This is a genomic window from Rhizobium lusitanum (assembly GCF_014189535.1).
GTDB classification, from domain to species: Bacteria; Pseudomonadota; Alphaproteobacteria; order Rhizobiales; family Rhizobiaceae; genus Rhizobium; species Rhizobium lusitanum_C.
This window is the reverse complement of the sequence record NZ_CP050308.1, coordinates 3,656,707-3,671,617: the sequence shown is the minus strand read 5'-3', so window position 1 is coordinate 3,671,617 and position 14,911 is coordinate 3,656,707. Positions and strand designations below refer to the sequence as shown.

The 14,911-nt window shown below is 58.1% G+C and carries 15 protein-coding genes; 5 read left to right on the top strand and 10 right to left on the bottom strand.

The window, feature by feature from the left end; all coding sequences use genetic code 11:
• Nucleotides 1-5: 5 nt before the first annotated feature.
• The 5 genes from acpS to rpoZ form a co-directional block, all read right to left on the bottom strand.
• Nucleotides 6-410 (bottom strand): holo-ACP synthase, encoded by a 405-nt coding sequence (acpS, locus tag HB780_RS31500; RefSeq protein WP_183692238.1) that lies wholly within the window; start codon nucleotides 408-410, stop codon nucleotides 6-8.
• A 40-nt stretch (nucleotides 411-450) separates the two neighbouring features.
• On the bottom strand, nucleotides 451-1,038 hold the full coding sequence (locus HB780_RS31495) for a DUF2062 domain-containing protein (protein WP_183692236.1): 588 nt from the start codon (nucleotides 1,036-1,038) through the stop codon (nucleotides 451-453).
• 221 nt (nucleotides 1,039-1,259) lie between these two features.
• On the bottom strand, nucleotides 1,260-1,409 hold the full coding sequence (locus tag HB780_RS31490) for a DUF3563 family protein (RefSeq protein ID WP_183692234.1): 150 nt from the start codon (nucleotides 1,407-1,409) through the stop codon (nucleotides 1,260-1,262).
• A 191-nt stretch (nucleotides 1,410-1,600) separates the two neighbouring features.
• A complete protein-coding gene (locus tag HB780_RS31485) occupies nucleotides 1,601-3,829 on the bottom strand; it encodes a RelA/SpoT family protein (RefSeq protein ID WP_183692232.1) in 2,229 nt (742 codons plus the stop codon).
• 102 nt (nucleotides 3,830-3,931) lie between these two features.
• Nucleotides 3,932-4,336, bottom strand: a complete 405-nt coding sequence (rpoZ, locus tag HB780_RS31480) for a DNA-directed RNA polymerase subunit omega (protein ID WP_183692230.1) — start codon at nucleotides 4,334-4,336, stop codon at nucleotides 3,932-3,934.
• Nucleotides 4,337-4,645: 309 nt separating this feature from the next.
• Here rpoZ and HB780_RS31475 point away from each other — a divergent pair, with 309 nt between their 5' ends.
• Nucleotides 4,646-5,230 carry a LabA-like NYN domain-containing protein gene (locus tag HB780_RS31475; protein WP_183692228.1) on the top strand — a complete coding sequence of 195 codons (585 nt, stop codon included), beginning with the start codon at nucleotides 4,646-4,648 and terminating at the stop codon, nucleotides 5,228-5,230.
• A 127-nt stretch (nucleotides 5,231-5,357) separates the two neighbouring features.
• On the opposite strand, the gene smpB is transcribed toward HB780_RS31475, so the two are convergent.
• Nucleotides 5,358-5,837 (bottom strand): SsrA-binding protein SmpB, encoded by a 480-nt coding sequence (gene smpB / locus HB780_RS31470; RefSeq protein ID WP_183692226.1) that lies wholly within the window; start codon nucleotides 5,835-5,837, stop codon nucleotides 5,358-5,360.
• 119 nt (nucleotides 5,838-5,956) lie between these two features.
• On the bottom strand, nucleotides 5,957-6,841 hold the full coding sequence (gene dapA / locus HB780_RS31465) for a 4-hydroxy-tetrahydrodipicolinate synthase (protein WP_183692224.1): 885 nt from the start codon (nucleotides 6,839-6,841) through the stop codon (nucleotides 5,957-5,959).
• Nucleotides 6,842-7,059: 218 nt separating this feature from the next.
• On the opposite strand from dapA, the gene HB780_RS31460 reads away from it, so the two are divergent.
• Together HB780_RS31460 and HB780_RS31455 are read left to right on the top strand one after the other, a co-directional pair.
• Nucleotides 7,060-9,114, top strand: a complete 2,055-nt coding sequence (locus HB780_RS31460) for a lytic transglycosylase domain-containing protein (RefSeq protein ID WP_183692222.1) — start codon at nucleotides 7,060-7,062, stop codon at nucleotides 9,112-9,114.
• An 84-nt stretch (nucleotides 9,115-9,198) separates the two neighbouring features.
• On the top strand, nucleotides 9,199-10,089 hold the full coding sequence (locus HB780_RS31455; RefSeq protein ID WP_183692220.1) for an alpha/beta fold hydrolase: 891 nt from the start codon (nucleotides 9,199-9,201) through the stop codon (nucleotides 10,087-10,089).
• A gap of 124 nt (nucleotides 10,090-10,213) precedes the next feature.
• On the opposite strand, the gene HB780_RS31450 is transcribed toward HB780_RS31455, so the two are convergent.
• The 3 genes from HB780_RS31450 to HB780_RS31440 form a co-directional block, all read right to left on the bottom strand.
• Nucleotides 10,214-11,281 carry a porin gene (locus HB780_RS31450; protein WP_183692218.1) on the bottom strand — a complete coding sequence of 356 codons (1,068 nt, stop codon included), beginning with the start codon at nucleotides 11,279-11,281 and terminating at the stop codon, nucleotides 10,214-10,216.
• 473 nt (nucleotides 11,282-11,754) lie between these two features.
• The gene (locus HB780_RS31445) at nucleotides 11,755-12,846 is read right to left on the bottom strand and encodes a porin (RefSeq protein ID WP_183692216.1); all 1,092 of its coding nucleotides are present in this window, start codon (nucleotides 12,844-12,846) and stop codon (nucleotides 11,755-11,757) included.
• 615 nt (nucleotides 12,847-13,461) lie between these two features.
• Nucleotides 13,462-13,986 (bottom strand): DUF6428 family protein, encoded by a 525-nt coding sequence (locus HB780_RS31440; RefSeq protein ID WP_183692214.1) that lies wholly within the window; start codon nucleotides 13,984-13,986, stop codon nucleotides 13,462-13,464.
• Between the two features lie 46 nt (nucleotides 13,987-14,032).
• Here HB780_RS31440 and HB780_RS31435 point away from each other — a divergent pair, with 46 nt between their 5' ends.
• Entirely contained in the window at nucleotides 14,033-14,395 is a 363-nt protein-coding gene (locus tag HB780_RS31435) for an ArsR/SmtB family transcription factor (RefSeq protein WP_183692212.1), read from the top strand.
• 87 nt (nucleotides 14,396-14,482) lie between these two features.
• On the top strand, nucleotides 14,483-14,908 hold the full coding sequence (gene arsC / locus HB780_RS31430) for an arsenate reductase (glutaredoxin) (RefSeq protein ID WP_183692210.1): 426 nt from the start codon (nucleotides 14,483-14,485) through the stop codon (nucleotides 14,906-14,908).
• Nucleotides 14,909-14,911 lie beyond the last annotated feature (3 nt).

Genomic DNA, 14,911 nt, shown 5'->3' with positions numbered 1-14,911 from the left:
GTCATTCAGCCCGCAATCGGCAGCGCCTCGATAATCACAAAAGCTTGAGCAAGAGGGAAATCATCAGTTATCGTCAAATGAATGGCGGCGCGGTGATTTTCCGGCAGCATGGCGGCCAGTCTCTTGGCCGCCCCACCCGTCAATTGCATGGTCGGTTTGCCGCTCGGCAGATTGATGACGCCCATGTCACGCCAGAAAACGCCCTGCGCCAGACCGGTGCCGAGCGCCTTGGAGCAAGCTTCCTTGGCGGCGAAGCGCTTGGCGTATGAAGCGGCCTTGTTCTTGCGCCCTTCGGACTTGGCACGCTCGATGTCGGTGAAACAACGCTCCGTGAAGCGCGTGCCGAAACGCTCGATAGATTTCTCGACGCGGCGGATGTCGATGAGGTCGCTGCCGATCCCGATGATCATGAGAAGGCCCTCCAGCCGGCCACGGCGATATCAGCGCTGGTCAGACGCTCGATGCGTTTTCGGCAAGCGACATGCGCTCGCGGGCGCGTTCCATCAGCCGTTCCTTGCGTCGGGTCTTGAAGCCCTTCACACCGTAATAGGTCAAGGCATAGACAATGATGCCTGAAACGATGGCCGGCGGAATGCCGCCAATCAACATCGGCTTCAGGACCGGGTCCCAAATTTGCGAGAGATCGCCCTTGTGCCACAGCGCCGGCAGATCAACGCCACCGCCCTGCCCGCCGCTGTCGCGCGCCAGGATCAGATGACCGATTTCCCAGGTGAAGGCCCAGATGAAGGGATAGGTGATAGGATTGCCGGCCGCCAGACAGCCGAGCGCTGACGCAATCACATTGCCACCGATCAGATAGGCAATGATGATCGCCATCACGAAATGCACGCCGATGAACGGGGTCCAGGAAACGACGATGCCCGCCGCAAAGCCTGCCGCCACCGAATGTGGCGAAGCGGCAAGGCGCACGAGGCGTTTTCCAAAGTATTGGAATGAGCGGACAAAACCCTTACGGGGCCAAAGATGCTCCCGCAGTTTCTCGCTGAACGTCAGTGGTTTTCGGCGTCGAAATAACATGCGGCTTATCTAGTGTACTGAGGGCCGTCATGACAAGAGCGGCAAAGCGTTCATATGCTGATTGTCCAGCAACTATGCCCTGCTCTTCAGAGCGTTGGGTGTTCAGAACACCGACAACCGCTCCAGCTTGTGGATCCGGAGCATTCAACCCGCTCGTGGCGGGATGCTCCAAGGGCGCAGCAACTGTCACGCCCCTTCCCATTCGAAAGTATTGTCAGCGATTAACGCTGGCGGAACATGCCGCGATCGACCTGACGCTGACGATATTCAAGGTCAAAACGGTCATGCGAGCCGTTCAGGTAAGCCATTTCGCGCTCGTCAGCACTCGGAACGCGCAGGGCACGGGCGAATTTCTTGATAGGACCAAACATTGTCTTCTCTCATCTCTGTTTCGTTTCTTCGATGACCAGAAGATAAGCGTTGCAAAGGTTAATTACCAACGCTGTAAAACCGATGCAGCCATGCGAATATCGCATGGCTTTACATAATGGCGGTCGGATTTGACCATAAATTGGTCACAAAATATGCAGCTCCACCAGATCGGCGCCATCGCTAGAGATAATTACTCGTAGAGCCGCTTTACAGTGGCAATGCAGTCAAGCTCCTTGAGCTGCACCAGGAGCTGGTTCAGCTGGCGCAGATCCCAGACTTCGACGTCCAGAGCCATTTCTGTAAAGTCGGCGGCAACCCGCACCGTGTTGAGAATGCGGATGTTGACGTCGACGCCGGCCACCGTCTGGGCGACCTTGGCGAGCGTGCCGGGTTCGTTCAGCGCGTTGATCAGTATCCTCGCGCCGAAGCGGGACTTGTTGGCCTCGTCCAGATCCCAACGAACATCGATCCAGCGCTCCGGCTGATCGTCGAAGTGCTGCAGCACCGGCGACTGGATCGGATAGATGGTGATCCCCTTGCCTTTTTCCATGATGCCGACGATGCGGTCGCCGGGCACGGCGCCAGTCGAGGCGAAATGCACCTCGACATCCGCCGCCAGGCCACGGATCGGCAGGGCGTCGATACCCTCGATGCTCGCGGCGAGATCGGCCTTGGTCTTGCCGGGGATCTTAAAAATCATGCCTGAGGCACTGCGAACGTTAAACCACCCTTCATCGCCTGCTGGCTTGACGGTCACACGTTCGTCCTGATGGTCGGGATAGACGGCGCGCAGCGCATCGAGCGACGACATCTCCCCGCGCCCGACGGCGGCAATCGCGTCCTCGACATCCTTCTGTCCCAAGCGGTGCAGCGCCGGCTTCAGCGCCTCGCGCGAAAAGATCTTGCCGGCGCGCTCAAAGGTGCGCTCCAGAATACGGTGGCCGAGGCCGGCATATTGCTTGCGGATCGCAAGCCGCGTGGCACGGCGGATGGCGGCGCGCGCCTTGCCGGTCACGACGATCTCTTCCCAGGCGGCAGGCGGCACCTGCACGCCGGAGCGGATGATCTCGACTTCATCGCCATTGGTCAGGCGCGTCACCAGCGGCATGATACGGCCATTGATCTTGGCGCCGACGGTGGTGTCGCCGATATTGGTGTGGACGGCATAGGCGAAATCGATCGGCGTGGCGCCGCGCGGCAGCGCGATCAGCTTGCCCTTCGGCGTGAAGCAGAAGACCTGATCCTGGAAGAGTTCGAGCTTGGTGTGCTCAAGGAACTCTTCCGGGCTGTCGCCTTCGGCCAGTGCCTCGATGGTGTGGCGCAGCCAGGAATAGGCATTGCTTTCGCGCGACAGCAGTTCACCGTCGCCATTGCTGCTGCCGTCCTTGTCCTTGTAGAGCGCATGGGCGGCAATGCCGAACTCGGCGATTTCATGCATGCGCTTGGTGCGGATCTGCAGCTCGATGCGTTGGCTGGACGGACCGACGATTGTCGTGTGCAGCGAGCGATAGTCGTTCTGCTTCGGCGTCGAGATGTAATCCTTGAACCGGCCGGGTACGACGCGCCAGCGCGTGTGCACGATGCCGAGCGCGCGATAGCAGGAGGGAATATCGTCGACGAGCAGGCGGAAGCCATAAACGTCGGACAGCTGCTCGAAGGAAAGCGACTTCGACTGCATCTTGCGGAAGACCGAATAGGGCTTCTTCTGCCGTCCCTTGACCATCGCATTGGCAAGGCCGTTGGCAACCAGCAGGTCGCGCAGCTCCACCTCGATCTTCCTCACCAAGCCTTCGTTGCGCCGCGACAGCTCCTCAAGGCGCTTGGTCACCGTTTCATTCGCTTCGGGATTGATGTGGCGGAAGGAAAGCTCCTCCAGCTCCTCGCGCATGTCCTGCATGCCCATGCGGCCGGCGAGCGGCGCATAGATTTCCATCGTCTCCTCGGAGATGCGAGCGCGTTTCTCCGGCGGCATATGGTCGAGCGTGCGCATATTGTGCAGGCGGTCGGCCAACTTGACCAGAAGCACGCGGACGTCGTCGGAAATAGCGAGCAGCAGCTTGCGCAGGTTTTCCGCCTGCTTCGCCTTCTTGGTGACGAGATCGAGCTTCTTGATCTTCGTCAGCCCTTCGACCAGACGGCCGATATCCTCGCCGAACAGCTCATCGATTTCGGCACGCGTTGCTGTCGTGTCTTCGATCGTATCGTGCAGGAGAGCGACGGCGATCGTCGATTCATCCAGACGCATGTCGGTCAGGATGGCGGCAACTTCGAGCGGATGGGAAATATAGGGGTCGCCGCTGGCGCGTTTCTGCTGTCCATGCTTCTGCATCGCATAGACATAGGCCTTGTTGAGAAGAGCTTCGTTGGCATCGGGCTTGTATTTCTGCACACGCTCAACAAGCTCGTATTGCCGCATCATTCCCAAGCTACTCCAGCAAAAACAAAAAAGCGCGCCAGTCATACGACCGGCGCACACATTACTTCATCATATCGCTCTTGGTTAGAGCATCAAGCTCGACGATCAGTAATCGTCGCTTTTTTCTGGCGGAACAAGGCCTTCGATGCCGGCCAGCAGCTCTTCTTCCGACATCTGGTCGAAAGTGACGGTTTCCGGCTGATCTGCTTCCTCGTCGCCCGAAGCCGAAGTGTTGCCGCCGGCAGCCAGCAGGCTTGCCGGATCGGGTTCCGGCTCATCGATTTCAACGTGCTTCTGCAGCGAATGGATCAGGTCTTCCTTCAGATCGTCGGGAGACAGTGTCTCATCGGCGATTTCGCGCAAGGCCACGACCGGGTTCTTGTCGTTGTCGCGGTCGATCGTGATTGAGGACCCCTGCGAAATCAGGCGGGCGCGATGGCTGGCGAGCAATACGAGCTCGAACCGGTTCTCAACTTTATCAATGCAATCTTCTACTGTGACACGGGCCATTGCCTGTCCTTTGCGGTCGTGATGTCGTCATCATGTCTCGGAGTAGCACGCCGATACAAGCAAACGAAGGCAAATTCAAGTTTTTCCTGCTCCAAGGGTCCCAATCCCTCCACAATGCGCTAAATTTCATTAGACAAATCATGGATTCTACTTAAGATTGCTTGGAATATCGAACTGCGTACCCTAAATCTCGGTTATATGAATGATTCATAAAGTAATATGAATCGTTCGCCAACGTCATGTAAGACATTGTTTTGGCTACATTTTGCGCACAGTAATTGCATTTTTGTAACAGTGGATATGTAAGCGATGTTCGACCCACGCGAGAAAATTGCACTTTTTATAGACGGCGCCAACCTCTACGCCGCATCCAAGAGCCTCGGTTTCGATATTGACTACCGCAAGCTGTTGAAGGCATTCCAGAAGCGCGGTTACCTGCTGCGCGCCTATTATTATACCGCCCTGATCGAGGATCAGGAATACTCTTCTATCCGCCCGCTGATCGACTGGCTCGACTATAATGGCTACAAGGTCGTTACCAAGCCGGCGAAGGAATTCACTGATTCCATGGGGCGCCGCAAGATCAAGGGCAACATGGATATCGAGCTGGCGATCGACGCCATGGAGCAGTCCGAAACCGTCGATCATCTCGTGATCTTCTCCGGCGACGGCGATTTCACTACCCTGGTTGAGGCGTTGCAGCGGCGCGGCCGCAAGGTGTCGGTGATCTCCACCATGGCCACCCAGCCGCCGATGATCGCCGACGACCTACGCCGCCAGGCCGATCACTTTATCGATCTTGTATCGCTGAAGGCCGAAATCGGCCGCGATCCCTCCGAGCGTCCGCAGCGCCCGGTTGAACCGGTCGCTACCGTGGCCGATGCCGAGGAGTAGGTGAACCCGCAGCGGATGCGTCCAGTATTCGCTGCACCACCGGCCCTTCGCGTTGGCTGAGGGCATTCGTCGCTGCAATCGATTCACTGGATCGATTGCTTTGGCTACGCGGAACCGCTTCTCACACTCACCTATTGTCCTTGAGAATCCGGCTCTTTTGCCGGTTCCAGTCGCGTTCCTTCTCGGATTGGCGCTTGTCGTGAAGCTTCTTGCCCTTGGCAAGCGCCAGTTCGAGCTTGGCACGACCATTGTCGTTGAAATAGATCTTCAACGGGATCAGCGTCATGCCTTCGCGATTGATGCCGGAGCGCAGCCGGCCGATCTCGCGGCCTGAGAGCAATAGCTTGCGGCGGCGGCGCGGCTCATGATTGAAGCGGTTCGCCTGCAGATATTCCGGTAGATAGGAATTGATCAGCCAGATCTCACCATCCTCGTCCGAGGCATAGGATTCGGCGATATTGGCCTTGCCTTCGCGCAGGGACTTGACCTCGGTGCCCTTCAGCACGATGCCAGCCTCGTAGGTATCGATGATCTCGTAATTGAAGCGCGCCTTGCGGTTCTCCGCGACAATTTTCTTCACTACGCGTTGGCTGCCTTTGGGGGCCATGATTTTTCTTCTTCTTTTTCGTGCGTCAATTCCGAGGTTCCAGACCTTAAATAAGCGAGACCGCCCTCCTTGTGAAGAGAGCGGCCTCGAATAGGACTTCAGTCAGCACTGTGTTTCCGTCAGTTCAGCAGGCCAGCGTGGCGCATGGCGGCGTCGATGGCTGCTTCAGTGCCGGCTTCCAGCGTCGAAAGCAGCGGCGAACGCACATTGCGGCTCATCCGGCCGAGGCGGGACAGGCCGTACTTGGCGCCGCAGAGACCTGGCTCCAGGAAAATCGCCTTGTGCAGCGGCATCAGCCGATCCTGATAGTCGAGCGCCTTGGCATAATCGCCGGCAAGCGTCGCCGCCTGCAATTCGGCACAAAGGCGCGGCGCGACATTGGCCGTCACCGAGATGCAGCCGACGCCGCCATGGGCGTTGAAGCCGAGCGCCGTCGCATCCTCGCCGGAAAGCTGACGGAAGTCGTTGCCGCAGGTGATGCGCTGCTCGGACACACGCTCGATCTTGCCCGTTGCATCCTTGACGCCGACAATGTTGGCATAGGCCTTGGCAAGCGCCCCCATGGTCTCCGGTGTCATGTCGACAACCGAGCGGCCGGGAATATTGTAGATATAGATCGGCAGCTTCACCGCTTCCGCAACGGCCGCGAAGTGTGCGTAAAGCCCCTTCTGTGTTGGCTTGTTGTAGTAAGGGGTCACGACCAGAACCGCATTGGCGCCGACCTTTTCGGCATGCTGGGCAAGCTCGATGGCTTCGCGGGTGTTGTTGGATCCGGCGCCGGCCATGACTGGGACGCGCTTGTTGGCAACTTCGATCGAGAGCTCGACGACGCGCTTGTGCTCATCATGCGACAGGGTCGGTGATTCTCCCGTCGTGCCAACGGGAACAAGCCCGCTGCTACCCTCTTTGATCTGCCAATCGACATGGGAAGCGAAGGACGCTTCATCCACCTTGCCGGCGTCAGTGAAGGGCGTAACGAGTGCGGGAATGGACCCCTGGAACATGCAAGTCTCCTCGCGGCGGCGTTTTCACGCTTCAGCCGCAATCCATGGTTATGAATCCGCGCACCATAAAGCGCCGACTTGCCGGCGACAAGCAGGCTTTCAATGGTGAAGGGCAGTTTCCGATATCATAATTGATTGAAATTCGGACCAGCGCTAAGGTTTCGTTAATGTAAATTTCGGCAAATGGAAGGGACCTGTTTTTTGTTGTGAGTAACCGGATGAAGAGACCTCTCGTGATCATGACTGCTGTGGGCGTGGCGGTCGCGTGGGGCACTTTTGCGTCACAACTCCCCGGTGAACAGACACAGTCCCGCAAGACGACCGATATCGCGATGAGCGTGCCTGATCCGCTGAACACAGGCGCCATCCCGCGCGGCACCGCCGTAGCGCCTCTCAACAGCGATCTCAAGTCCGGTCTCGACGCCCTTTCCAACAAGAACCCAATGCAGGCGCTCGCCATCCGCAACGGCATGGGCCAGGGCACGCTTGACCGTCATATCCTGACCTGGGCGATCGCAACCTCGGGCCAGGTGGGCGTTCCCTCCGGCGAAATCGCCGCGGCGGCGCGCGAGCTCGTCGACTGGCCGGGCCTTAGCAGCCTGCGCGCCAATTCCGAACGAGCGCTCTACACTGAAAATCCACCTGCAGATCAAATACTTGCCGCCTTCGGCAATACGCAGCCGGAAACGCCGGAAGGCAGCGTGATCCTGTCGCGAGCACTGGTTTCTCGTGGCGCATCGGCGCAAGCTGCCAAGCTGATCCGCAAGATCTGGCGCGACGAGGCGCTGGACAAATCCTTCGAAGACAAGATCCTCGCCGAATTTTCCAGCCTGCTGACGCCCGCCGATCACAAGGCGCGGATGGACTATCTGCTCTATCGCGACCGCACCGCGCAGGCCAAGCGCTTCGGCGATCTCGGCAGGGCGCAGTCGCTCTACAAGGCTTGGGCTGCGGTCAACAATCGCTCCGCCAACGCCGGAACACTGCTTGCCAATATCGATGCGCAATCGCGCAAGGATCCCGCCTATCTTTTCATGAGGATCGAGAACCTGCGCCGTCAGGACAAATATGACGACGCCGCCAATCTCCTGACGCAGATGCCGCGCGACCGCGCGGCACTCGTCAATGGCGGCGCATGGTGGAACGAGCAGCGCATCGTCAGCCGCGGCCTAGTGGATCAGGGTAACTTCAAGGCCGCCTACCGCGTCGTCGATGTCAGTGCTGCGGAGAGCCCGCAGGATGTCGGCGAGGCAGAATTCCATGCCGGCTGGTATGCTTTACGCGGCCTGCGGGATGGCGCTGCGGCCTCGACACATTTCCGCAAGATCCTGCAGGTGTCGAACGGCCCGATCTCGCAATCGCGCGCCTGGTACTGGCTCGGCCGTGCGGCTGAAGCCGGCGGTCCCGGCAAGGCTGTGGATTTCTATACGAAGGCCGCTTCCTATCCGAGCACCTTCTATGGTCAGCTCGCCGCCGAAAAGCTCGGCCGACGGACACTGAACGTCACCTATCCCTCGCCAACAAGCGACGACCGGCGGCTCTTCCAATCCCGTGAGGCCGTGCAGGCCATCACGCGGCTCGAGGCGGCAGGTCATGGCTGGCGGGCCGAAGCTCTCTATCGGGCCTTGGCGAAGCAATTGCAGAGCCCCGGTGAGATCGCCATGCTGGCGGCGCAGGCCGAGCGCTCCGGCAATCATCAGCTTTCTCTTCAGGTCGGCAAGATCGCCTATGGCCGCGGTGTCGATGTCGCGGCACTTGCCTTCCCGATCGGCGTCATTCCGGACAATGCGAATATTACTGGCTCGGGCAAGGCTCTCGCCTACGCCATCGCCCGGCAGGAAAGCGCCTTCAATCCGGCCGCTGTCTCCTCCGCCAATGCTCGCGGCCTGTTGCAGCTTCTGCCAAAGACGGCCAAGGCTGTCGCCGGTCGACATGGTCTGGCCTATTCCGACGCCAAGCTGACGCAGGATGCCGGCTACAACGCGACGCTCGGTGCTCATTATCTCGGCGAACAGATCGACGCTTTCGGCGGCTCCTACATTCTAACCTTCATTGCCTACAATGCCGGCCCGAACAAGGTTCCCGAGTGGATCAACCGCTATGGCGATCCGCGCGGCAAATCGATCGATGAGGTCGTCGACTGGATCGAGCGGATCCCCTTCCCCGAAACGCGCAACTACGTCCAGCGCGTCATGGAGAACTATCAGGTCTATAAGGCGCGGCTCGGCCAGAAGACCGATATCGAGCACGACCTGATCTACGGCCGCGGCTAAAGTTCCTCCCTCGCAAGTGCGATTGTCCAGGACTGCAAAATGGCGTTACATCCCTCTTGGACCATCATCCACGAGGGATCATCCATGAACAGTGACGATGAAAGCGGCTTTGTAGTCAGAACGATCTCGACGCCAGACGGCCTGAGGCTCTATGCGCGTGATTACGGCGGCGGCTCATCTGTTTCCGGCCTACCACCCATCATCTGCCTGCCGGGACTGACCCGCAATTCGCGGGATTTTCATCAGTTGGCGCTGCTTTTATCCCGCGATCCGATTACGCCACGCAGGGTCGTTACGCTCGATGCTCGCGGTCGTGGATTGTCGGCCTGGGATGATGACAAGAGCCACTATAATCTCGCTTTGGAAGCCCAGGACGTGCTTGTCATGTGTGCAGCACTCGACGTATCCGAGGCCGCCTTTATCGGCACGTCGCGCGGCGGCCTCGTCCTGCACATCCTCGCAGCCAGCCAGCCGGATATTCTGAAAGCGGTCATACTCAACGATATCGGCCCCGCTCTGGAGAAAGAAGGGCTTGGCGATATCCGCGACTATCTGAACCGCGACCGAAAGCCGGCCGACTGGAGCGAGGCCGTCGATATTCTGCGGGAAAATCACGCCCAGGCCTTCACCGCGCTTGTGGAGGAAGATTGGGGCGACATGGCGCAGGCGATCTACACCGTAAAAGATGGAAGAATCACCGCCGATTATGACCCCGCCATTGCAACGCAAATGCAGGCGCTGGACCTCGAGGCGCCACTTCCGGATCTGTGGCCGCAATTCGAGGCATTCCGAGATATCCCGCTGATGGTGATTCGCGGGGAAAACTCCAAACTGCTGACGACCGCAACAGTCGAGGAAATGGCAAGGCGCCACTCCGGCGCGACGACAAAGACTGCCCTCGGGCAAGGACATGCGCCGATCCTGCATCTCGAGGATATTCCGGCCGCGATCAAGAATTTCCTCTCGACGACCTGAGCCTGCGCGACGCGAACTCAGGGCAAAAACAGAAATGGCCCGGTTGGGAAAACCGGGCCATTTCCTTCTGATCGGAGGTCAGATCAGAATATGAGCTATATCAAATCCGGTTCTACGAACCGAATTAGAAGGTACGCTGGAAGCGGAGGATACCAGCCCAGGTATCCTTGTTGGCGGCGTCATAGTTCACGTAGGTCAATTCCGGCTCGATCAGCAGGTCCTTGACAGGGTTGAACTTGACGTTCGTCGTCGCAGCGAAAGTCTTCACGTCGTCATAGGAAAGCTGCAGGTTCCACTTCAGCTTGTCGTTAACCGGAACGCCAACGCCGCCCCAGACAGCCCAGTCACCCCAGCCGAGACCATCTCCGCCTGCGCCAGCATACTTGTTGAGCTTGTTGCCATCGGTGTTGTAGCCACCCATGACGAAAGCGGTAAGAATGCCGAAGTCAGCGTCAACGCGAGCCTTGACAGCGCCTTCTTCAACGATGGAGTCGTAGCCACCGACGACGCGGAACTGCCATGCGCCGGCCTTGTAGCCAGCACCAGCGACAACATCCGGAGCATAGTGGTCGGAGCTGTTTTCGCCATTTGCACCGGTTGCGCCCGTGCCGGAATTGGAATCTTCCAGCGAGATTACAGCGGTGAAGCCGTTGCCGGCATCATAGTTGTAGGTGAGCTGGTTTAGCTCGTCGCCGCCATTGATACCATACTCGATGACGTCGTCGTTGATGACGTCGCCGGCATAGCCGAGGAAGGTCGAGTAGACCGAATCGTTCTTACCAACGAGGAAGCCACCGAGGCTGATATTGGCCCAGAGCAGCTTGCTGCTGGTGGAGTTGCCGTCGTTCCAGTCGAGGCGATAGACCGTGCTGGTCTTCAACGGACCGTATTCCGTATCCGATGCAGTGGCAAGTCTCAGCTCGGCGCGGGTATGCCAATAGGTACCGCGTTCACCGGCTTCCTGGCCAGCCTTGTAAGCATTGTACCAGCCACCTTCGGTACGAACCATGCCGCCGATCTTGAGGCAGGTTTCGGTACCTGGAATAAAGAAATAGCCGGCGCCATAGGCGTCGCAAATGCGAACGTATTCAAGCGGCTCGGGCTCGGCAGCGACGATAGCGTCGGCTGCATGAGCACCGGAAACTGCTGCCAGCGCAGCAGCGGAGCCGAGAAGAAGGCTCTTGATGTTCATGGTAACTCCAGTTCTAATATTAATTAGGTAAGAGATTTCGCGCCGAAAAACGACGTGCCCCACCCCACCTTGCGTTCAAAGTTGACCCCTGATCTGGGAGAAACGAAACCGTAAGCCTCGCTTCTGATTTGCGAACCTACAGATCGAATTTTTCAGAGCAATATCAGAGATAAACTATGAGCGTATGTGACGCTTGTTTCGAATTTTGCGTTGCACAAAAATCACGTCGCAAAATTGTCACATGAAATGACGGAGCTCGCCGTCGTCCTTACCTGATATTACTTTCCCTGGACTCTCCAGTTATGGAGCCGTCTCTAATTATTCAAAACTAATACATTAAATAAGTAAAACGCCCTCTAATCCCGGAAATAGGTGGCGATCGACTATGCTCCGAAACGCAAAAAGCCCGGCTCGAAAGCCGGGCTTTTCGTCACCTGCGTGACAAATCAGATTATGACCGGAGTCAAATCAGATTAGAAAGAACGCTCGAAGCGAAGGATACCAGCCCACTGGTTTTCGTTGATCGAATCCCAGTTGGTGTAGGATACTTCCGGCTCGATCAGGAGGTTCTTAACTGGGTTCCACTTGACGTTCGTGGTAGCAGCGAAGACCTTGGAGTCGGTGTAGGCGAGCTGCAGGTTCCACTTCAGCTTTTCGTTGACCGGTACGCCAACGCCGCCCCAGACTGCCCAGTCACCCCAGCCGATATCGCCAGCAACACCGCTGCTGCCCGCACCAGCGTACTTGTTCAGCTTGTTGCCATCGGTGTTGTAGCCACCCATAACGAAGGCCGAGAAAGCACCGAAGTCAGCATCGACGCGAGCCTTGACAGCGCCTTCTTCGACGATGGAGTCATAACCACCGACGACCTTGAAGGACCAAGCGCCAGCCTTGTAGCCAACACCGGCGACAACGTCAGGAGCGTAATGATCGCGGCTGTTTTCGCCGTTTGCACCGGTAGCATACTTAGGAGTACCGTCGGTGTTCGTGCCAACCGTACCAGAGTTGCTGTCTTCCAGCGAGATTACAGCCGTGAAGCCGTTGCCGGCGTCGTAGTTGTAGGTGATCTGGTTGAGTTCGTACGGGCCGTCATAGACAACGTCGTCGTTGATGACGTCGCCGGCATAACCGGTAAAGACGTTGTACTGCGAGTCTTCCTTACCGACGGTGAAGCCGCCGAGGCTGATGCTGGCATGCAACAGGTTAGTGCCGGTCGAAGCGCCTTCCTGCCAATCCCAACGAATTTCCGTGTTGGTCTTCAGCGGACCATACTCGGTGTCCGTAGCCGTCTGCAGCTGCAGTTCGGCGCGGGTGTGCCAAAGCGTGCCGCGAACATTCTTCGGGTTGTAAGCGTCGTACCACTGACCTTCGGTACGAACCTTACCGCCGATCTTGAGGCAGGTTTCCGTGCCCGGGATGAAGAAGTAACCAGCGCCGTATGCATCGCAGATGCGAACGTATTCAAGCGGCTCAGGCTCAGCAGCAACAATAGCGTCAGCTGCATGAGCACCGGAAACAGCTACCAGAGCGGCAGCGGAGCCGAGAAGAAGGCTCTTGATGTTCATTATTGACCTCCAGTCAAAGTTTCATTCGAGAATGAGAACTACCCGAAGGTATTCCCTGCCCCATCCTCTTGTTTCAAGAAGTGGACGATCAATCGCCCTCGCTTCCGAATTTGAAAATACAAGACGCGAACTGTCACGCAATCTACATCTTGCCGGAAAGGGGTTTTCACAGGAGCCTTACACAATTCCTGTTGCCGAAAGGACACAAGTCAGCAACACAGGCGCCACATTTGTTTAGACTTCGTTAAGAAAGCCCTTAATGTACCGGCACTTACGAGCCGATTTTAAATAGGGCATGGAAATGCGGCAGGCTGCCAACATGGCAGATCCGGGGCAAATCCGTGACATCAACGACGCCGCACGCGCCATTTCCGACATTTACCGCGACCCACCTCAACAGCGAGGAACGGACAAACCCCATTCCGAGGTCTCGGACCGATACTCACGAGCACGCGATTCTGTCGATTCTGTTGCGACCGATTCGACGGGAAGCGACAATTTGTGAATTATTCGCCCGCGAGATTGCACCAGAATGACAAAATGGGATCGACAAAGCTTAGTAGTGGAAGAAGCGGGGCCGGAATGGATGCCCTTTCAGGACCACCCTCTCGACCTTTAGGCCGCGCAGCAGTCCTTGCCAGCCGACTTGGGACCACAGCATGTGGCCGCCTCCTGCCTTACCCGATGCCTTGGCTTACAGATTGCCGAGCGAGCGACGAGCCGCAATATGACGCGACCGGCCTCCATACGCAGCCCATCAACATCGAAAATCTGCATGGCGGCGGCCGGAGGCCCCACCTCGAAGGTGAGCCGCGCACCGGCATCAAGCTCGACCCGCTGGGCAACCTGATCGAGGATCGCCCGAAATTTGTCGACCGACAAATAGCCGCCCTCGGCCTCTTGAGCGATATCCTCGATCTGTAGAATCGTCTCCTGCCAGGCATCGGGGTTTCCACCGCAGTCCAGCGTAACGAACGAGCCGGCCTTGATCTCGGTGATGTGATAGCCGGGCCGGATCATCCGCCCGCCATAATCGATCAACAGTTCTTTCCCGACATGGGGCTCCAATGCCGCCAAAAGCGCGCCGAGCGAGGCGTCGCCGTGAAACTCCGTCTCCAAGGGTCTGGCGTCGTCATTCATCTTGATATAACTTTATCTCAACTACTCTTGAGATATTGAGGAAATAATGAACGAAAAGCAAGCCCTCGACGCTTTTGCGGCGCTCTCGCAGGAGACACGACTGCGAATCGTCCGCCTGCTGGTGACGGCCGGACCTGAAGGGTTGCCGGCCGGCTCGATCGGCGAGGCCATGGACGGCGCGTCCTCCTCGCGCATGTCCTTCCATCTGGGCCATCTCGAACATGCCGGATTGGTCGAGTCCCGCCGCGAAGGTCGCTCGATCATCTACACCGCCGCCTACCCCGCGCTCTCCGGTCTCATCGAATTCCTCATGCGCGACTGCTGCCAGGGCCATCCCGACGTGTGCAGCCCGGCCTTCGCGGCGCTAACCTCCTGCTGCCAGCCCAAGTCGGACGTCGCCCATGCATGATTCCCATCAATCGGGCCGCATCTTCAATGAAATCGCCCAATTCGAAGGCACAGACGCGCCTTCGCACAAAGCAAAGTGAGACAGATCATGGATGTCATCATTTATCACAACCCCGACTGCGGCACCTCGCGCAACACGGTGGCGCTGATCCGCAATGCCGGCATCGAGCCGCACGTCATCGAGTATCTGAAGACGCCGCCGTCGCGCGCGATGCTGATACAGCTGATAGCACGGATGGGAATAGCCACCCGCGAGTTGTTGCGGGAGAAGGGTACGCCCTATGCCGATATCAACCTTGGCGATCCGAACCTGACGGACGACCAGCTTCTCGACGCCATAATGCAGCATCCCATCCTGATCAACCGACCGATCGTGGTCAGCCCGAAAGGTGTGAAGCTCTGCCGTCCGTCTGAAGAGGCTCTCGATCTGCTGCCTCCCCAGCTCGGCGAGTTCTTCAAGGAGGACGGCGAACGCATCGTCGACGAGCGCGGCCGCCGCGTTGCGACGGCGTGAGGA